The sequence below is a fragment of the Streptomyces sp. NRRL S-920 genome (assembly GCF_000717945.1).
Taxonomy (GTDB): Bacteria; Actinomycetota; Actinomycetes; order Streptomycetales; family Streptomycetaceae; genus Streptomyces; species Streptomyces alboniger.
The window spans coordinates 1-17795 of sequence record NZ_JODF01000072.1; the positions used below are offsets into that span (position 1 = coordinate 1).

The following is a 17795-nucleotide window of genomic DNA, read 5'->3' on the forward strand; positions in this document are numbered from 1 at the left end:
CGATGACCTCCTCGACCCGGTGGGCTACACCACCGTCTGCGACCCCCGCCTCAACATCGACCAGGCCGTAGCAGTCGTATCCGCCTGGCACCGCTGAACGACGCGACCACCGGGTCATCGCTTCCGCGGTGCCGGTTCGGGCCTCGTGGCCGCGGCCGAGGCGCGGACGGGCCGAAGCCGGGCGGGAGTTGGTGTGCGTACTCCCGGCAGTTCCCGGCCTCAGCCTCCTCCGAACCCCTTGGTCAGACGCGGGAAGTGGGAAGCAGCGGCAGGCTGCTGAGGTGGGGCAGGGAGCTGTTGACTTCGCTGATCCGCCTGGTGCCCGGCGCTATCCGGAGGTCCCAGCGGGCAGCCAGGGAGGCGAGGATCACCGTCATGGTGGTCAAGGCAAGGTGTTCTCCGATGCACCGGTGCGGTCCGGTACCGAAGGGGAAGTAGGCGCCACGCGGGCGGTCGGTCCCGTCGTCGGGTCCTGCCCGGTCCGGGTCGAAGACGCTCGGGGCCTCGTAGAGGTCTGCGGCCCGGTGCACGGCGCGCGGGCTGTAGCCGACCTCGGCGCCCTTGGGGATGTCGACCCCGGCGAGGGTTACGGCGCGTTTGGCGCGGCGGGTGGACAGCATCGGGGCGTGCAGCCGAAGCGTCTCGTCAATGACCTTCCGAGTGAACACCAGGTCGGTGAGCCTGTCGTACGTCACCGGGCCGCCCCCCAGCACGCGGTCGGCCTCGTCCTGGAGACGCCGCTGCACCTCGGGCCGCACAGTGGACTCGAAGACCGCCCAGCTCAGCGAGGTGCTGGTGGTTTCGAGGGCGGCGAAGAGCAGGATGAGGAACTCGCTGCGGATCTGGACGTCGGTGAGGTGAGCGCCCGTCTCGGGGTGCGTGGAGTCGAGGAGCGCGCTCAGGACGTCATGGTGCTCCCCCGGGGCGGCACGACGCTCGCGGATCAGCTGGTCGACGGTGGCATGGAACCGGTTTACGGCAGCGGTGAAGCGCCGGTTACCGGGGGTGGGGATGGCGCCGAGGGCGGCCGGCAGGATGGTCTGGGGGAGAAGCCGCCGAGAGATCGCGCCCATGGTTTCCCGCACCTCGCGCACAGTGGCATGGCTCAGTTCGGTGCTGAACAGGCAGCGCATGACCACCGCCGCGACCAGGTCGGAAATCTCCTGGTCGGCGGCCACTGCCCGACCGGCCTGCCAACCGCCGACGCGCGCCTCGGTCTCGTCGGCGATGACTTCGGTGTAGTCACGGACGCTACGACGGCTGAAGGGCGGCTTCAGCGTACGCCGCTGGTGTTGGTGCAGCGGGCCGCTGGCCGCGATGAGCGGGTTGCCGAAGTTGCCGGCCAGCGCTTCGAAGAAGCGGCCTCGTTCGAAGGTGTCGGTGTCCACCTGGATGCGGTGGACCAGGGCCGGTTCGTTGGCCAGGAACACGCTGACCGGCCCGAACCCGACTCGGACCAGTGGGTCGGCGGTCCGTGTCGCTTCGAAAAACGTCAGCGGTCTCCGCAGCAGGGCGGGGCCGTGGCCGAGGAGGGGAACCCGACCGGGGGCAGGTGGGCAGTACGCGGTAATGGGCATCGGCGAACTCCAGAATCGATCGAGTGGCCAGGGCTGTTGAGCGGCGGGAGGAGAGAGTGCTCCGTAGTAGCGGTTCAGCGGTTCAGCGGTTCAGTGGATACGGGCTCGGGGCCCGGGGCCCTCGCCCCGGGCCCCGAGCAGTCCGTCACCGGCGGCACTCAGTCCTCGGCGGGCGGGACCAAGCCCACGGCCACCGTGTTGCCCTCGCTGATGTAACCGTGCCGGTGGCTCAGGGGATGGTCCGTGCTGTCCGGGTCCAGGAAGGGCTGCCAGTCTCCCTGGAGCCCCAGGTCGGTGGCCTGCTGGGCGATGCGGGCGCAGGCAAGTGCGTAGAACCGCTGGGCAGCGGGCCGCAGTGGCGCATGGTGTTCGATCAGCATCGTCTTCTGCCGCACCGAAACCAGGCCCGCCTTGTCGAGCCAGCGGTGCAGATCGCGAGTGCGCAGCAGCTGCCGGGCGTAGCCGGGCGTGCTGGACGCGTGCCGGAAGAAGTCCGTGAACAAGAAGGGGTCCGCGGGGCGCGCGGTGATCAGGGAGGCATCGAGATCCTTGATCGCCACCACCCCGCCCGGCCGGACCACCCGGCTGAACTCCGCGAGGACCGTGTCGAGTTCATCATCATCCAGGTACTGCGTGGTGTTCGCGCACCAGACCGCGTCAAAGGTGTCGTCCTCGTACGGCAGCTTGCGCAGATCCCCCTGCTGGACATCGAAGGAGCAGCCGGACCGGCTGCCGCGCATGCGCTCGGCGGCGAGCGATGCGTTCTCCTCAGCGAGGTCGATGGCCGTCACGTGGCCACGGGAGCCGACGAGGTCGGCCAGCCAGGGCAGGAAGGTGCCGCTGCCGCAGCCCGCGTCCAGCACGCGCCATCCGGCCCGGATACCGGCTTGCTCCAGTGCCGCCCGGTACTGGACCTCGCAGGCCTTGAAGTGGGCTTCGACGATCTCCTCATGAGTGAAACCCAGACCAGTCGATGCGGCGTACCCCCACGAGGCATGGTCTTTCGTCGGCATGCGTGCTACCTCTTCCCGTCCGCTGTCGCGGCGTCGTCGAGCAGTGTGGTGAGCAGGTCCGTGACGTAGTCCGGTGCCTCCAGCGGCTGGAGATGCCCGGCACCCGGGACGGTGATGAGCCGCCCTCTCGGCAGAGCGTCGGCCGTGCTCATCGCCTCCTCCAACGCGACGAGTTCGTCCTCCTCACCGGTGACGACCACGGCAGGCACGTCCGCGCTCCGCAGAACGGGGAGCGAGTCGGGGCGTGCCGCGATGGCACGCTGCGCCCAGGCCACCGCCTCGGGCGCCGCAGCCTTCGCCATCGTCAGGATCTGGTCGACCAGATCGGGGCGCCGGGCCCTGGTAGTGGCGCCGAGGAGGAGCGGTGTGGTGCGGGCCACCACGTGGTCGCGGGTGGCGTCGTCGAGCATCAGATCGGCGAACTTCAGGCGTTCGGCGGCCGCTTGGGGGCTGTCGGCGGTGGCTCGGGTGGCGAGCAGCGCGAGGGCGCGGACGCGGTGGGGATAGCGTCGCAGGAAGGCCATCGCTGTGTAGCCGCCCATGGAGCAGCCGACGAGCGTGACCTGGTCGATGCCGCGCTCATCGAGGAGTACCGCGAGGTCGTCGGCCACGGTGTCGAGGGAGGGCTGCGCGCTTCCCAGCGGCACGGTGCCGAATCCGCGCTGGTCGGGCGTGATGACCGTATGCCCGCGCGCACGCAGCGCCGCTGCCTGTTCCTGCCACATGGCAGAGCTGAACGGCAGGGCGTGCAGCAGGACGACGGGTACGTCGTGGTTCCGCTTCATCGCGCGGCCCCCTCGACGAGCGCACCGCGCTCCGCGTCGGCGACCAGGGCGGCTGCCCGTGGGGACAGCGCCACGTCACGCAGCCAGGCGAGCGTCACGGGTGCGGGCGGCAGGTCGTGGACCGGAACCGCCTTGATGTGGGGTGGCAGGATCGATTCCAGTGACTGGAACGACACATGGACGGCCGTCGTGCGGGCGAGTATCTCGGTCATCGCCTCCACCGTCGTCATGGGGTGGACGCGCCGGATCACGGTTCCGCCGGGGGTGCGCGGCGGCACCACCTTGTCCCAGACGTACGGAGGGAAGTCCCCCGGGCAGCTGAAGGCGTCGTACCGCGCGGCCTCCTCGACCGACACGGTCTCTCGCTCGGCGAGCGGGTGGTCGGCGGAGACGATCAGGGCTCGGCCGTCGAAGCTCACGGGCCGGCTGACGGCGATGTCCGGTTCCTGTAGTCCGTATTTGACGATCATGATCTCCAGGGAGCGCTCCCGCAGCGGGCCGAACGGGTCGGCGACGTCGTACGGGACGAACTCGACCTCCGTCAGCTCATGGCCCGCGGCGGTGATGATGCGGGTAGCCAGGTGCGGCGAGCCGTGGATGCCGAAACGTAAGGGGCGCGTGGCGTCGGGTGTCGCAGCGGTACGGGGGGCGGGCATCTTCAGATCTCCTCGGTCAGTCCGGCGTAGGCACGAAGCTCGTGGGGCCGGTGGGTATCGGTGTCGACGCGCAGCGCGGCGAACCGCATGGGAAGGCCGGCCAGGCGCGGCACGGAACGCAGGGTCAGCCGGTCGCCCGGATGGATCAGCCCGTCCAACACGGCCTCGGCGAGCAGGTGGTTGACCTGGATGAGTACGTCGGAGACGGTCACCCCCGCGGTGGCGATGTACAGGTCGCGGTAGACCGGATGGCGACCGGCGGACCGTGCGCCGACGGGTACGGGTATCACCACGGTGGTCGGGGCCCAAGCGGCCAACTCCCGCGTGCCGTCGAACGACTTGAGCAACCGGCGCAGTGCGGTGGTGGCCTCGTCCGGAGCGGGCCCGATCCAGGCCGTCGACCCGTCGTCGGCGATGTGGTCGAAGGTGAATCTCTCCTTGAGGTTGTTCGGCCGGCCCGCCAGGAAGAGGGTGCGAGTGAACGAGCGTTGCCACGGCTTGGCCCGGCCCGCCGGCACCGAGAGGGCGAAGCGACAGGTCTCCCGCACCCAGTTAGGAAGGGAGAAGTGGCCGACGACCATGACAACGGCAGCGCCGTCGTGCGGCCTGTCCGCCTCCTCCCCCGCGAGGGTGGCCTTGGCCCTTTGAACCGCCTCGGAGGTGGACAGGTCGAGGCGCGCGGCCAACTCGGGCCGCGCCACCCGCAGCCGCTCGGCGGCCACGGTGAGCAGGAGATCAGGGCTGAACGTCATAGGAACACCGTGCTCAGCAGGGCTCGGGCGGGAGCGCGGTTTCCCCGGCCGAGCAGGGACGAGGTGAGTCGGTACGGGTCGATGTGGGTGTGGCCGCGCCGATGCCTGTCCAGCAGCCCGAACAGGGCGCCTCGGTCGCCCTTCTCCGGCGCTTCTTCGGCCGACCGCAGCAGCTTCTGGGCGCGGCCCAGGCTCTTGCGGAGCAGATCGAACCGGAAGGACTCCTGCTGGCCGGGCCCGAGCCCGGCGATGAAGTACAGACGCATGCCGAGCCGTAGCGTCGCGGGATCGTGGTCGTCGCCGACGGAGCGCAGCAGCGCGCTCACCGTGTGGTCGTGCCAGCCGCCCTGCCGAGCAGAGGTGATCTTCCCGTCGATCGGCACCCTGCCGATGGGGATCCGGTGCACGAGGGTGCCCTTGTGGGTCAGAACCCGTTCCAGGAGCTGATAGTCGGGGTCCAGCTCGCGGTCGTAGAGCAGCACGACTTCGTCGTACTCGGCTGCGAGCGGCAGCAGTTCGCGCAACGCGCACGCGAGGTAGTTGGGGCGCCCGTCAGCGGCGACTATCTGCCGCAGGGGCAGGCCGAACCGGGTGGCATCGAGATAGACCGGTCCGCCCAAGTCCCGCTGGTCCAGACCCAGTTCGTCGGCAACCAGTTCGTCGATCATCTCCTGGAGGCCGAGTCCGGGCGGCTGGTGTGCCAGCAGTCCGGGATCGTGCAGGCCGAGCCGTTCGTAGTGGCCGGTCCACAGGCGCAGGACGCGGGCCCCCGCCGGGTGGACGTAGTCGGTGTGCTCGACGGCTTCGGCGTAGGGGGCCATCTCGGCCGAGGGCATCGCCCCCTCAGCCCGGTAGCGCACGTACAGCTCACCGATCTCCTCCTCCGAGAGGCAGGAGTAGTCGGTGTCGCCCCGGGTCCGGTCGAGGAACTCCCAGAAGCCCAGGGTCTGTTCGGTCGGGTGGTACGTCGTGTGGCTGTAGCGGTACGTCACATCGGCCACCTGAGCCGTGGCACGGTACATCACGTCTGCCCAGAGCAGGCCTTTGAGATGGCTCGGGGTCAACGGCTTGGACGGTGTGACGGTGATCGGGGCCAGCAGTACTTTCCGGCGGGTGGCGCCCATCAGCTCTCCGTCCCGGTCGCGATGGCCTCGAGCAGTTCCTGTCGGGTCGGCGGCCGGGGGCCGAGCGGGACACCGTCGGCGGGGGCGGCACGCACCCTGTCCCGGAGTGCGGCGCTGTCGAGAATCTCCGCCGGGGTGCCGAGGCCCATAAGGACGCGCAGGAGGCCGCGCCAGACGGTGGCGTCGACCGCGGCGGCTCGGGCCACGTCCGCCATGGAGGGGCGGCCCGGAACCGCGGGTGGCACCGGAGCCGGTGCGACTCCCTCGGCGCGGGCCCGCCACAGCCCGCCGTACGCCCGGCTGTCGTGGACGGCCTGCTCGTACCACGGGCGATGGACCTCCTCGGCCAGTCGCACGGCTCTCTCGCTCTGGTCCTCCTCGACCGTCGGATGAGTATCGAGGAGATCGGCCAGTTGGAAGGCGTGCTGGAGCGAGAGGGACATGCCGCGGCCGAAGAGCGGGTCGGTGACACAGGCGGCGTCGCCGACGGCGAACAGTCCGGCGATCTGCCGCTGGTCGCTGCGGGCCGTGGACCGCAGGATGTTGGGCGGCATGGTGATGGCGCGTACGTCCGCCAGCGGCGTCGCGGTCCCCTCCTCGATCCATGCGGCCACGTAGGGGGACATCCGGGCAGCGGCGGTAAAGGCGGCGGGTTCGCGCAGAATCGTGGTGGCCGGGTCGGAGGTGAGAGCCCCTACAGCGATGGCGAAGGTGTCGTTGTCGGCAGGGTGGACGACCGCCGCGTAGTGGTCCCAGATGCCTCCTGCCGCGTTGCCCCGGTTGAGGGGCCCCGGCCAGTGGTCTCCTGGTGACGTCAGTCGGTAGAAGCGGGTGAAGCAACGTAACTGCGTGGCGCCGACCAGGTCTTCGCCGATCGGCACTTTCGATTCCCTGAGCCAGGTCAGGGCCGCTGCCTTCCAGCCGGTGGCATCCACTACGAACGGTGCGGGCACCCGTTCGCCCCGATCCGTCACCACACCGGCGACGCGGGACCCGGCCGGGTCCAGGAGCAGCCCACGTACGGTCGTTCCGTGGTCGAAACTCACCCCGGGAAGGGCCCGCACAGCGCGGTAGAGCAGTAATTCGAGGACGGGGCGCCGGACGGCCAGGGCAACCAACTCGTGGTCGTCCGCCTCTTTGACGAATGTCCGCGTGGGCGCCGCCCTGGTGAGGTCGAGAAGGCGTGCTCCTTCCTCCTGGGCGGCCTCCAGCAGGTGCGGGGCCCGCTGGCGCAGCACTCGCACCCCGAGCGAAGTGAGGATGTGCGAGTGGTCGCTCTGCGGGACGGTGGGGCGCTGCCAGAGTTCGGCCGCCTTGCCGACCGGGCCTTCGGGCGGGGGAGCCGAGCGCTCCAGGATCCTTACCGGAAAGCCTCGTTCAGCAAGCGCCAGAGCCGTGGCGAGACCGGCGATACTCCCGCCCACGACCACAGCCGGCCTGGTCATCGACGTGTCCCGTGGACGAAGAAGACCCGGCGGACATTTTTCACGTCGCGTGGCGGGACCGGGTCCGGCCAGCGGCCGAAGTCCGCACCCGGCTCGCCGGGCTGCTTGGCCTCGACGCTGAAGCCGTAGCGGTCGAAAAGGTCCTCGGGCTCATCAGTGCCGAAGAGCCACGGGCAGCCCCAGTTGGCGAAGACGTCGAGCAGCCCCCGCATGTGCGGCAGGGTCAGGGCGGCGGCGTTGACCACATCGGCCGCTATCCGGCTGCCGGGCGCCGTGATGGCGGCGACCCGCTCCAGCATGCGGTGGGTGTCCGGTTCGGGGATGTAGTAGAGGAGCCCTTCGAGCAGCCAGGTGGACGGCAGCGTCGGGTCGTATCCGGCGTCGACCAACTGGCTTTCCCAGTTGTCCGCGGTGAGGTCCACGGCCACCGTCCGGTGGGCCACGCGCGGGGCGACTCCCTGGAGCCGCTCGCTCTTGAAGTCCAGGACGGCCGGCCGGTCGACCTCGAAATAGCGTACGTGGTCGGGCCAGGAGAGGCGGTAGGCCCGGGAGTCCATGCCCGAGGGAGCCAGCACGATCTGGTTCATCTGCCGGTCCTGCGCCGCGCCCACGAGGAAGTCGTCGAAGAACCGGGTGCGGATCGCGTTGTAATCGGGAGTGCTGGGAAGGGACCGGGGCCGGTCGGGCGGGAAGGTCGCCGCGTGCACCTCGGCGAGCAGCTGCGGGCCGGCTTCTCCGGCGAGCCTGGCCGCGTAGGGGTCCTCGTACAGGCGGTCCTCACGCAGGGTTTCGGCGGCGCGCAAGGCGGCGGTGAGTAACGCGGTCCGCTCCACCGGGTTCAGAAGGTCGGTCATCGAAGTGCCTCGTTTCTCGGTACGGGTCAGGCAGGGGTCTTTCGGTACGGGTCAGGCGGGGGGCTCGTGGTACGAGTCAGGTCGGCGTCTCGTGGTACGGGTCAGGCCGGCGTCTCTCGGTACGGGGCAGGCCGGGGCCTCGGCACGGGTCAGGCCGGGGTCGTGCCGGTCAGGCGCTGCCACAGGCGGTCGTCCTGCCTGAAGAGCCGGTCCTTGACCTGGGTCGGGCGGATCCCGCTCCCTACCGCGGCGTGCCAGTCCTGGTGGAAGGCGGAGGGGTCGAGGAGCCGGAGCGCGGGGGCGGAGAGCCGCCGGTCCGCACGGACTCGCCGATAGTCGGCGGATTCCCGCTGGAGAGCGGCGTCGAGCAGAACCGCGACGCGGCTGGACTCGGCGTCCTGCCAGGAGGTGTGCGGGGCCACCGCGAAGACGTAGTGCGAGGCCTCCGCCTGACGTTCGACGCGGCAGGCGACGTTGGAGACACCGAGGCCGGTGGCGTCGAGGGCGGTTCGCAGGGCCCGTACGACCTGGGACTCGCGCAGCCGCTCACCGACCGCGTCGGAACGATTGGCCCGGCCCGCGTACGCCACACGCGGCACGCCGTCGACCAGGTCCTCGACCCGGACGACATCGCCGACGGCGTATCGGTAGAGCCCGCCGACATGACTGAAGACCACGTGGTACTCGCGCCCCACCTCCAGTTCGTGCGGCAGCAGGGTCTGGGTGTCAGCCGCGAGATCGGCGTCGGCGTCCACGAACTCGTACACGGCCGCCGACACCACGAGAGTCCCGGCGGAGCCGTGGCGGTCCAGTGGCACCCCGACCGGCCCCTCGGACGCCGCGACGGGCGCCGGCAGGGCCTGTACGCCTGCGCCGAACCGCTCACGCAGTGCGGGCAGGTAGAGGGACGCCACACCGGTCGTCCAGCCGAACAGTGCCCGGATCCGGGGCCATACGTGGGATGGGTTCACGACACCGAAGTAGGCGGCGAGTTGCTCCAGTTCGGCCGCCCGGCGCGGGTCGGGGCTGCCGTACGGAACGCCCCCCAGGGTGCCGTCCCGCACCTCCCGGACGATCCGGTCCCACCACAGATTGAGCTGGTACGGGACGGCCGCGATCATGGCCGGGTTGATCCCGATGAGGCAGCGCACGTCGCTCTGCACCGCCAGCCGCAGCCTCAGGTACATCTTCTCCAGGTGGTCGTCGGGCGCGACATCCACCGGGAGAGCGGCCCAGGGGGCCGCGGTGCCGAGTTCGGCCGAGAGCGGCTCACCGAACTTCTCACCGAAGTCGACCTGGCTGGCGCCGACATGAGGCTGCCCGCCAGCCGTCGTGGGAGGCGCGGAGAGCGGGTCGTGCTTGAGGTTCAGAACCGCGTCGGGCCGCTGCGCGACGTCGGGAAAGCTCTCGAGAAGGGGCGCCCAGGCCGCGTAGTAGAACGGGAAGAAGGTGGTTCTCATGAACCGCGGGGTGATGGGAATTTTTTTGTGGGCGCCGGTGCTACCGCTACTGGTGAAGTATACGACCGGCCGGTCGGCGGTCAGCAGGTTCGGCTCACCCGCCGCCGTTCGCTCGATCAGTGGCGCGTGGGCGGCGTAATCCTGGATGGGAACGGCTTTGCGTAAGTCGTCGATGTCACGTATTCGGTCGAAGCCGTACTGCTTGCCGAACTCGGTGCCCGAGTTGAAGTCGACGAGGTCGGCGAGAACGCGCTGCTGCTGCCCTCGCATATCGGTGAGCGCCTCACCGAGCCGGGCGCGTTCGGCGAATACCCGCTGCCGGTAGCGGTCCGGGTGCCCGGGGGCCGCCCAGCCTATGTGTGCGGTCACGAAGTGAGCACCTCCACCACGGCGTCGGCCGTGTGGGCCGCACTCGGCTGTTCCTTGATGATGGTCACGGGTAATTCCCTTATCTCTTCCAGCATCAGTTTGCGAAGGCTCTCTTGGTAATCCTCGAAACCCTGCCATTCGGGGAACTCGCCGAAGTGCTCCAGAGCGTTGAGCCGCGCTCCCTCGCCCGAACGCCGCCACGCGGACCTGGGGGAGACGTCCAGGTAGATCACGGCGCACGGCTGCGGGAACGAGCGCCACCAGGCGTACATGGGGTTTTCCTCGACCCCGGCCAGCCGGCACTTCGCAAGGATCTTGTAGTAGTAGGAGTCCACCACCACGGGAACGCCGTCGTCCTGACGCTCGATCTCGTCCTTCAGATGGATCACGGCCGTCTGGAGGAGAGCGGCCATGAAATCAGCGGAGTACGACTCTCCAAGATGCGGCAGGACTTCCCCGACCATCTCGTGCCGTAGTCGGGTCACAAGCTCGTGCTCAGGTCCGACGAATGCATCGTCCGTGGAAAGCGTCCGCCATGTCGGCAGCCGGTGCTCAATCTCCGCCATCACCGAGGACTTGCCGGCACCGTCCGGGCCGAGCAGGACATAGAACGGTCTGTCATTCATCGACACCTCCCCCGTCGGGAAAATTCCGATGAAATCGACGATCCGGGCCAATGAAGTCGTATGTGGTCGGCGCCGAAGAATGGGTCGTCTCATGGCCGGTATGGGAACTGGTTCCGATGATGAGGCTGTCAAACCTGGGCATAGGTGTCCCTAGAGCTTTCATGCAGAAATGGGGTGCATCGTGACGAATCGAGGGTCAATCACTAAGCGTTTCCGTGTCCGCCGACCTGACAGGCCCAAAACGTTACCTCAATGCGGGCCGCAGTCTCCAGATTTTCTGGGGATAAATTCGCCATAAGCAGAGAGCGGGACGGCAGGAACCGGTAGGGGACCCCGACCGGTGAGGGGGTCTCCGACCGGTGAGGAGGGGACTCCGACCGGGGAGGGCAACAGGTGATGCGCAGCCCTACTCGGGCACCTCGGCCGTCACGGCCCACCGCGTGTCCCCGTCCAGGCGGTTCACGTCGAGGGAGCCGCCGACGAGGGCCAGGCGTTCCCGCATGCCCGTGAGGCCGTAGCCGGGCGCGTGGTCCGGGTCGGGGAGGCTCGACGTCGGCGTGGCGTTCTCCACGGTGAGCCGCAGCGCGTCCGCGCGGTACTCCACCGTCATCTCGATCGTCTCGCCGGGGGCGTGCTTGGCGGCGTTGGTCAGTGCCTCGCGTGCCGTCTGCACCAGCGAGACCGTGGCGGCCGGGGAGAGCGGCCGCAGTTCGCCCACGATGTCCACATGGACCTCGCTGGGGTGGTTCGTACGGTGCTGCCCGGCAAGGCTCTTGAGCGCCTCGGGGAGCGAGGGCACATCTCCCCGCAGGGCCGCCACCGCGTTCCGCGCCTCGACCAGGCCCTCGTCCGCCAGCCGGTTGGACCGGCGCACCCGGGCCAGCGCCCCGGCCGAGTCGCCCTTCTCGATCAGGGCACCGGCGACCTTGAGCTGGACGCTCAGCGCGCCCAGGGAGTGGGCGAGTACGTCGTGCATCTCCCGTGCGATCCTGCTGCGTTCACCCAGTGCGGCGGCCCGCGCCTGCTCCTGCTGGATCAGCTGGTTCTGCGCCAGCAGTTGCTCGGCCTGCCTGGCCCGGCCCTCGTACTGGCGCCGGTTGAGGCCGAACAGGGTCAGCACGAGGGCCAGCAACGTGTAGCCCAGCACGTACGTGAGCGGCTGCCCCGCCAGGACGCAACTGATCCAGATGGCCACCAGGCACGCGCACGTCACGACCGTGAGCATGCGCGCGGAGGAGGTGATCATCGAGGTGAACCTGCCGAGCAGTACGCACAGCATGATCACCGCGGTCGCGTCGTCGGAGTACCCCACGACCAGGGCCGGCAGCAGCGCGCTCGCCGCGAGCATGGCGCTGGCGGCCTCGGGCCGGACGGGGTGCAGGACCATGAACAGGGTCCAGCACAGCAGGCTTGCCGCGTACACGCCCCAGACCCAGAGCGTGTCCTCCCTGGCCGTGACCATGGCCACGACGAGCACGGCGGTACCGAGGAACTGCACCACGAGCCAGGCGGGCGCCAGCCGGTCCACGATGCGCCAACTGCCGCGTGCGGGTGCCTTGTTCACCTTGCTCCAACGATGTCGCGCGATGGCCCCGGGGTGGGTGGGCAAGCCTATTTGGGGCCCGTTCTCCGATAGATGATGATCATGGCGATCAGTACGAGAATAACCGCTGCCACCACGATGCCCATCTTCCACAGCCGGTCCAGCAGCACCGCGAAGAGGATGTCTCCCGCCTCGTCACCGCCTGCCTGCTGAACCGTCCCGTTCATGAGCGGCCCCCGCCCTTGGTGATGCGGTCCAGGGCCTGGAGCCGGCCCCGCACGGTGTGCTCCACCCGCCTTCTGAGGGCGCCGAGACGGCCGCTGCGCTTGAGGACGATCAGGATCGTGAAGGCGATGATCACGAGCACTGCGACGGCGCCGACGATCAGGGCGAAGCGGATCAACAGGATGGTCATGACCGTATCGAGGTCCATAGCCAGGCTCATGTGCGTTCCTTCCGGGGAATCCCCAGAGGGTAGGAAGAGTGACCGCGATGCGGGCCCACCCTGTGGTGGAGATCAGGGCGGAGATCCTCGGCCGGGTAGGTCCACGGATTGCGGGTAGGTTGGGTCGCCGAAGGAGAGCGGGGCACGCCCGGGTCGGGCGGCCGCGCTCGGACCGCAAGAGGTGTGTGGGGGGTCGCCGGCGTGGATGCTGAGCCCGGTTCGGCGCGGATTCGCGTCATGGTCGTGGACGACCAGCAAATCGTTCGTGAAGGTCTGATGTCGCTGCTCGATCTGATGGATGACATCGAGGTGGTGGGAGGCGCGGCCGACGGCGCGGAGGCGGTGCGCCTGGCCGGCGAGACCTCGCCCCGGGTGGTGCTCATGGACCTGCGCATGCCGGGCATGGGCGGTGCGGAGGCCACCCGGCGGATTCTGTCGGAACACCCGGACGTCGCCGTGCTGGTGCTCTCGACGTTCGCCGACGACGAGTCCCTCGTCGACGCGTTGAACGCCGGGGCGTGCGGCTATCTGACCAAGGACGCCAACCAGGAGCAGATCGCGGTGGCCATCCGCAGCTCTGCCCACGGCCAGTCCACCTTCGATCCGGCGGTGACCCGCCGGCTGGCCGCGGCGCTCAGTGTGCCCGCGGCGCCCGCGGTCGCCCCGGCCCAGTCCCCGCCGCCCCCGTCCGCCCCGGCCCCGGCCCGGCGCCGGGTCAACCCCGACGGTCTGACCGGCCGCGAGGTCGATGTGCTCAAGCTGATCGCCCAGGGTCTGAGCAATGGGGAGATCGCCTCGACGCTCTTCATCGAGGAGACGACGGTCAAGACGCACATCAACAACGCGTTCGCCAAGATCAATGCGCGCAACCGGGCCGACGCCGTGCGCTACGCCTACCAGCAGGGGCTGGCGCGCCCCTGACCGCATGTCACGGGGCGGCGTGTGTCCGAACCCCTACGGGTTGAGGTTCATTTGAGGTTTGAGCACCCCCGAGGGGCGGGCATGGCGTAAATCACGTCCGCGCCGCCTTGATGTCGCCGCCAGGGGGCGTATCCCTCGTGGAACTCGGCCTTTGCGCCTCCGGACCCCTGCGCCACCCCCAGTGCCGGGTGCCGCAACCCCCTCCATGTGACCTCGCAGCCCCTAAATAGGGGTACCCCCTACTTTGATCAAGCTGTCTACTATTGCTGCCATCGGCGGGTACGTCGCACCGAGCACTTAATCGAAGGCGGAACGGCAGCCAATGATTGAAACGATAACCAACACACCCTGGCTGATACGGTTCCGGTCGGCCCCGCAGGCCAGGACCCGTCTCGTCTGTCTGCCGCACGCGGGCGGCTCAGCATCTTTTTACTTTCCCATGACCCGGACGGTTGCTCCCGATACGGACGTTCTCGCGGTGCAATATCCGGGACGCCAGGATCGCCGGTCCGAACCCTGTCTCACGGATTTGGGACAGCTCGCCGACGAGGTCGCCTCGGCGCTCGAACCGTGGCTCGATCTGCCCACCGTCCTCTTCGGGCACAGCATGGGGGCGACGCTCGCCTTCGAGGTGGCGCGACGGCTGGAGCGGAACCCGGAATTCACTCCGCGGCGGATCATCGCCTCGGGGCGGCGCGCACCCTCCACGCACCGCGACGAGAGTGTCCACAAGCGCGACGACGACGGCATCATCGCCGAGATGCGCCTGCTCAGTGGCACCGATCCCCGCATCCTGGCCGACGAGGAGTTCCTCCGGATGGCGATGCCGGCCATCCGGGGCGACTACACCGCGATCGAGACGTACCGCGTCGAGCCGGGCGCAAAGGTGCGCGCGCCGATCACCGTGCTCACCGGTGACACCGACGTACGGACGAGCGCGGAGGAGGCCGCGGCGTGGCGGCAGCACACGACCGGTGACTTCGAACTGCACACCTTCGCGGGCGGTCACTTCTTCCTGGCCGATCACTTGGAGCGGGTCGGCGGAATCGTTTCCGACAGCCTGCTCTAGCCGACTGCGCTAGACCCGCGCCCGCATGACCGGCGTGCGAGGGTTTTTTGCGGTTCGCATTCATTGACATAGTATTCACCGCCGGGCTTTCCCTTTCATTGTGAAAGTTCCGGCGGCTCGGGGGAGAAATATGTTCTTGGACGCACACTATGTCGAGCGGGAAAAGCAGCGGAACCTGCTGAGCGGGCTCCTGGAAAAAGCGAGCGAGGGGCAGGGGCAGGTCGCACTGCTCAGCGGCGCGGTCGCCAGTGGGAAATCGGCGCTATTGATGAATTGCGCCGACCGGGCGCTGGCGGAGGGTGCGCTCCTGCTGGACACCGCGGGGGTCCCCGCCGAGCGCGACCGGCCGTTCGGCCTCCTCGGCAGGATCTTCGCGAGCGCGCCGCTGACCTCGGCCGCCCACGCCGAAGTGGCCCGGCTGATCGACGGCGTGGCCGGGGGCGAGTCGTCGGTCCACGACCAGATGCTGGCCATGCCCCAGCTGAGCGCGGTGCTCCTTGAGTTGGCCAAGGATCACCTCGTGGTGATCGCAGTTGACGATGTTCATGACAGCGATCAGGCCTCACTTCGGTTTCTGCTCTATCTGACCCGCCGCATTCGCCACTGCCGGATGCTGGTCGTCCTGACCGAACCCGCCAGACTCGAATCGGGGAAGCGCGGATTCCACACGGAACTCGCGCATCTGCCCCACTGCACCCTGCTGCGACTGAAGTTGCTGTCGCCGATGGGAACCGTCGGACTCCTGAGCGAACATTTCACGCCGTCGACGGCCGCGCGCCTCGCCCCGGAACTGCACGACATCACCGGCGGCAGCCCGCTTCTGCTCCGGGCTCTGGTCGAGGACCGCCTCACCGCCACCGAGGCGGGCGACCCGTACCAGCCGCTCGTACGCGGCGACAACTACGCGCAAGCCGTACTCGACTGCCTGCACCGGTGCGGCCCCGAACCGCTGGAGATCGCGCGGGGCATCGCCGTCCTCGGGGCGCACACCGGGCCGGGGCTGCTCAGCCGCCTCCTCGGCCTCCACCTCAGGGACGTCGAGCAGGCCGTCGCGGACCTCGGCCAGTGCGGGCTCCTGAGCGAAGGCCGCTTCCGCGACGAGCAGGCCGCGGCCGTCGTACGGGACGCAGTACCGGCCGACCGCCTCTCGAAGCTGCACACCCGCGCCGCCGAACTCCTCCACCAGGACGGCTCGGCCGCGAACGACATCGCCCGCCACCTCGTCGTGGCCGGGGACACGGCGGACCTCTGGACGGTTCCGGTGCTCCAGGAGGCCGCCGAGTACGCCCTGGCCGACGGCGACATGGACTTCGCCCACCGCTGCCTCGCCCTCGCCCGGAACTCCTGCCGGGACGACCGGGTGCGCGCCTCGCTCACTGTCAAGCTGGCCGGTGTCGTCTGGCGCACTGATCCGGCGGCCGTCGACATCGACGCCCCGGCGCTCCTGCTGGACGCGAGGGCGGGCCGGCTCTCGCCCGGCGACCTCGTGGTGTCCCTGTCGTACCTGGCCTGGTCCGGCCGCCTGCACGAGGCGAGAGAGGTGCTGGAGGCCCTCGAAGGCACCGACGGCTGGTCCGGGCGCGAGGAGCGGACGGCCCTGACCGCCGCCCGCCGCTGGCTGACCGTGCTCAGCCCCTCGCTGGGCATGGAGCCCGGCGGCGAGGAGCCGATGCGCCCGGGGCCCGCCGACACCCTCGCGGGAGACGCGGAGATCGCCCATCTGCACGCCTCCTCCGCGGTGGCGGCCGCCCTGTCGGAGAGCAGGCGCGAGGACGCGGTGGCCGAGGCCACCCGGGTGCTTCAGCGCTACCGGCTCGACGACGGCTATGTGCAGCCCCTGGCCCTCGCCCTCTGGGCGCTGGTGTACGCCGGCCGGCTGGATCTCGCCGCCCCTTGGTGCGAGCGGCTGCTCAACGAATCGGCGGACCACCACGCCCGGCCCTGGCAGGCCGTGTTCACCTCCGTACGAGCCGAGACGGCCCTGCGCCAGGGCGACCTGCCCGGCGCGAAGGTGCACGCCGAAGCGGCACTGCGGCACCTGGGGCCGCGGGGCTGGTCCCTCGCCCGCACCTTCCCGCTCGCCACGCTGATCCAGGCGCACACCGGCATGGGGCAGTTCGACGAGGCGGAGAGCCTGCTCGGCCAGACCGTGCCCGAGGCGTTCCTGCACACCCTGCCCGGCCTGCACTACGCCCGCGCCCGAGGCCGCTGGAACCTGGCCACCGGCCGCTACCACGCCGCCCTCGGGGACTTCCTGGCCTGCGGCGAGGCCCTTGAGGAGTGGGGTATCGACGCCCCCGAGCTGGTGCCGTGGCGGCTCGACGCGGCGGAGACCTGGCTGGCCCTCGGCCACCCCGACAAGGCCCGGAGCCTGGCCGAGCAGCAACTGCTGCGCAGCCCCGACCGGGCGCGCGGTACGGCGCTGCGGCTGGTCGGCGCGACCGGCGAGGGCCGCCGCGGCCTCCAGCAGCTCCAGGAGGCGGTGGAGATCCTGGAGAACGGCGGCGACCGGCTGCAACTGGCCCTGTGTCTGGGAGAGTTGGGGCGGCTCTACCGGGTGATGGACGATGTCAACCGAGCCCGGATGCTCGTACGCAAGGCGTGGCACGTGGCCAAGTCGTGCGGCGCCGAGCCGCTCTGCCGCCAGCTGATACCGGGCGGCGCGGACCCCGACGCGGAGACGCCGCGTCACGAGCCCGTGCTGCCGCAGGACACGGCCGCGCTGACCGAGGCGGAGAGCCGGGTGGCCGTGCTGGCGGCCCACGGCAACACGAACCGGGAGATCGCGGCCAGGCTGTACGTCACCGTGAGCACGGTGGAACAGCATCTGACGCGCATCTACCGGAAGTTAAAAGTCAACAGGCGCCGCGACCTGTCGACCCGGCTGGCAGGCGGCGGCGACGCCCAGTTCGCGCTGAACGGCAGGCAAACAGTCGCCGATCTGGTCCCGATGGAGGTGACGTCCTGTGGAACAGGCCGTCGCAACTAACCGCATCTGTACATGACCTTGACACCTATCAGGTGTCCCGACCGGAGATGATCGACCGGTCACCCCCGTTCCGCCGGGCCGCCGCGGAACGAACGGGGGGCAGTACCCCCGCACCGGGGGGATCGCAACGGGGAAGCGCAGTGGCAGTCGGATCCCGGCCCCGGCCG

The 17795-nt window shown here is 69.6% G+C and carries 16 protein-coding genes; 3 read left to right on the plus strand and 13 right to left on the minus strand.

From position 1 onward, the window contains the following. Positions 1 to 242: 242 nt before the first annotated feature. The 13 genes from IG54_RS0132540 to IG54_RS38550 all read right to left on the minus strand — a co-directional run bounded on the left by IG54_RS0132540 (position 243) and on the right by IG54_RS38550 (position 12649). Positions 243 to 1577 carry a cytochrome P450 gene (locus tag IG54_RS0132540; RefSeq protein ID WP_030793028.1) on the minus strand — a complete coding sequence of 445 codons (1335 nt, stop codon included), beginning with the start codon at positions 1575 to 1577 and terminating at the stop codon, positions 243 to 245. 158 nt (positions 1578 to 1735) lie between these two features. Continuing rightward, positions 1736 to 2590, minus strand: a complete 855-nt coding sequence (locus tag IG54_RS0132545) for a class I SAM-dependent methyltransferase (RefSeq protein WP_030793031.1) — start codon at positions 2588 to 2590, stop codon at positions 1736 to 1738. Between the two features lie 5 nt (positions 2591 to 2595). After that, positions 2596 to 3375, minus strand: a complete 780-nt coding sequence (locus tag IG54_RS0132550) for an alpha/beta fold hydrolase (RefSeq protein ID WP_030793035.1) — start codon at positions 3373 to 3375, stop codon at positions 2596 to 2598. Beyond that, positions 3372 to 4031, minus strand: a complete 660-nt coding sequence (locus IG54_RS0132555) for a LysR substrate-binding domain-containing protein (protein ID WP_030793039.1) — start codon at positions 4029 to 4031, stop codon at positions 3372 to 3374. The genes IG54_RS0132550 and IG54_RS0132555 overlap by 4 nt, the downstream gene beginning before the upstream one ends. Positions 4032 to 4033: 2 nt before the next feature. Further along, positions 4034 to 4783 (minus strand): DUF6182 family protein, encoded by a 750-nt coding sequence (locus IG54_RS0132560; RefSeq protein WP_030793042.1) that lies wholly within the window; start codon positions 4781 to 4783, stop codon positions 4034 to 4036. Further along, the gene (locus tag IG54_RS0132565) at positions 4780 to 5907 is read right to left on the minus strand and encodes a hypothetical protein (RefSeq protein ID WP_030793045.1); all 1128 of its coding nucleotides are present in this window, start codon (positions 5905 to 5907) and stop codon (positions 4780 to 4782) included. Before IG54_RS0132565 ends, IG54_RS0132560 begins: the two co-directional genes overlap by 4 nt. Beyond that, on the minus strand, positions 5907 to 7352 hold the full coding sequence (locus IG54_RS42665) for an FAD-dependent oxidoreductase (protein WP_030793048.1): 1446 nt from the start codon (positions 7350 to 7352) through the stop codon (positions 5907 to 5909). The genes IG54_RS0132565 and IG54_RS42665 overlap by 1 nt, the downstream gene beginning before the upstream one ends. Further along, positions 7349 to 8206: an SAM-dependent methyltransferase gene (locus tag IG54_RS0132575; protein ID WP_030793050.1), complete on the minus strand. Its 858-nt coding sequence runs from the start codon at positions 8204 to 8206 to the stop codon at positions 7349 to 7351. Before IG54_RS0132575 ends, IG54_RS42665 begins: the two co-directional genes overlap by 4 nt. Before the next feature lie 149 nt (positions 8207 to 8355). Next, entirely contained in the window at positions 8356 to 10035 is a 1680-nt protein-coding gene (locus tag IG54_RS0132580; RefSeq protein WP_051820254.1) for a GH3 auxin-responsive promoter family protein, read from the minus strand. Further along, a complete protein-coding gene (locus IG54_RS0132585; protein ID WP_234336436.1) occupies positions 10032 to 10754 on the minus strand; it encodes a hypothetical protein in 723 nt (240 codons plus the stop codon). Before IG54_RS0132585 ends, IG54_RS0132580 begins: the two co-directional genes overlap by 4 nt. A gap of 313 nt (positions 10755 to 11067) precedes the next feature. Continuing rightward, the gene (locus IG54_RS0132590) at positions 11068 to 12225 is read right to left on the minus strand and encodes a sensor histidine kinase (RefSeq protein ID WP_030793059.1); all 1158 of its coding nucleotides are present in this window, start codon (positions 12223 to 12225) and stop codon (positions 11068 to 11070) included. 47 nt (positions 12226 to 12272) lie between these two features. Further along, positions 12273 to 12431, minus strand: coding sequence for a hypothetical protein (locus tag IG54_RS42305; RefSeq protein ID WP_158708973.1), 159 nt, complete (start codon positions 12429 to 12431; stop codon positions 12273 to 12275). Then, entirely contained in the window at positions 12428 to 12649 is a 222-nt protein-coding gene (locus IG54_RS38550) for a hypothetical protein (RefSeq protein WP_158708974.1), read from the minus strand. The genes IG54_RS42305 and IG54_RS38550 overlap by 4 nt, the downstream gene beginning before the upstream one ends. A gap of 237 nt (positions 12650 to 12886) precedes the next feature. Between IG54_RS38550 and IG54_RS0132605 the strand changes: the two genes are divergently transcribed. The 3 genes from IG54_RS0132605 to IG54_RS0132615 all read left to right on the plus strand — a co-directional run bounded on the left by IG54_RS0132605 (position 12887) and on the right by IG54_RS0132615 (position 17628). Beyond that, a complete protein-coding gene (locus IG54_RS0132605; protein WP_030793062.1) occupies positions 12887 to 13570 on the plus strand; it encodes a response regulator in 684 nt (227 codons plus the stop codon). Positions 13571 to 13892: 322 nt separating this feature from the next. Continuing rightward, positions 13893 to 14639, plus strand: a complete 747-nt coding sequence (locus tag IG54_RS0132610; RefSeq protein WP_030793064.1) for a thioesterase II family protein — start codon at positions 13893 to 13895, stop codon at positions 14637 to 14639. A 130-nt stretch (positions 14640 to 14769) separates the two neighbouring features. Continuing rightward, the gene (locus tag IG54_RS0132615; RefSeq protein WP_063756292.1) at positions 14770 to 17628 is read left to right on the plus strand and encodes a helix-turn-helix transcriptional regulator; all 2859 of its coding nucleotides are present in this window, start codon (positions 14770 to 14772) and stop codon (positions 17626 to 17628) included. Positions 17629 to 17795: the final 167 nt, after the last annotated feature.

Excerpts from the sequence above, each read along its gene's own strand:
- IG54_RS42305 (WP_158708973.1), bottom strand. The coding sequence starts at position 12,431 with ATGAACGGGACGGTTCAGCAGGCAGGCGGTGACGAGGCGGGAGACATC.
- IG54_RS0132545 (WP_030793031.1), bottom strand. The coding sequence starts at position 2,590 with ATGCCGACGAAAGACCATGCCTCGTGGGGGTACGCCGCATCGACTGGT.
- IG54_RS0132550 (WP_030793035.1), bottom strand. The coding sequence starts at position 3,375 with ATGAAGCGGAACCACGACGTACCCGTCGTCCTGCTGCACGCCCTGCCG.
- IG54_RS38550 (WP_158708974.1), bottom strand. The coding sequence starts at position 12,649 with ATGAGCCTGGCTATGGACCTCGATACGGTCATGACCATCCTGTTGATC.
- IG54_RS0132560 (WP_030793042.1), bottom strand. The coding sequence starts at position 4,783 with ATGACGTTCAGCCCTGATCTCCTGCTCACCGTGGCCGCCGAGCGGCTG.
- IG54_RS0132610 (WP_030793064.1), top strand. The coding sequence starts at position 13,893 with ATGATTGAAACGATAACCAACACACCCTGGCTGATACGGTTCCGGTCG.
- IG54_RS42665 (WP_030793048.1), bottom strand. The coding sequence starts at position 7,352 with ATGACCAGGCCGGCTGTGGTCGTGGGCGGGAGTATCGCCGGTCTCGCC.
- IG54_RS0132615 (WP_063756292.1), top strand. The coding sequence starts at position 14,770 with ATGTTCTTGGACGCACACTATGTCGAGCGGGAAAAGCAGCGGAACCTG.
- IG54_RS0132565 (WP_030793045.1), bottom strand. The coding sequence starts at position 5,907 with ATGGGCGCCACCCGCCGGAAAGTACTGCTGGCCCCGATCACCGTCACA.
- IG54_RS0132575 (WP_030793050.1), bottom strand. The coding sequence starts at position 8,206 with ATGACCGACCTTCTGAACCCGGTGGAGCGGACCGCGTTACTCACCGCC.
- IG54_RS0132555 (WP_030793039.1), bottom strand. The coding sequence starts at position 4,031 with ATGCCCGCCCCCCGTACCGCTGCGACACCCGACGCCACGCGCCCCTTA.
- IG54_RS0132605 (WP_030793062.1), top strand. The coding sequence starts at position 12,887 with ATGGTCGTGGACGACCAGCAAATCGTTCGTGAAGGTCTGATGTCGCTG.
- IG54_RS0132540 (WP_030793028.1), bottom strand. The coding sequence starts at position 1,577 with ATGCCCATTACCGCGTACTGCCCACCTGCCCCCGGTCGGGTTCCCCTC.
- IG54_RS0132585 (WP_234336436.1), bottom strand. The coding sequence starts at position 10,754 with ATGAGACGACCCATTCTTCGGCGCCGACCACATACGACTTCATTGGCC.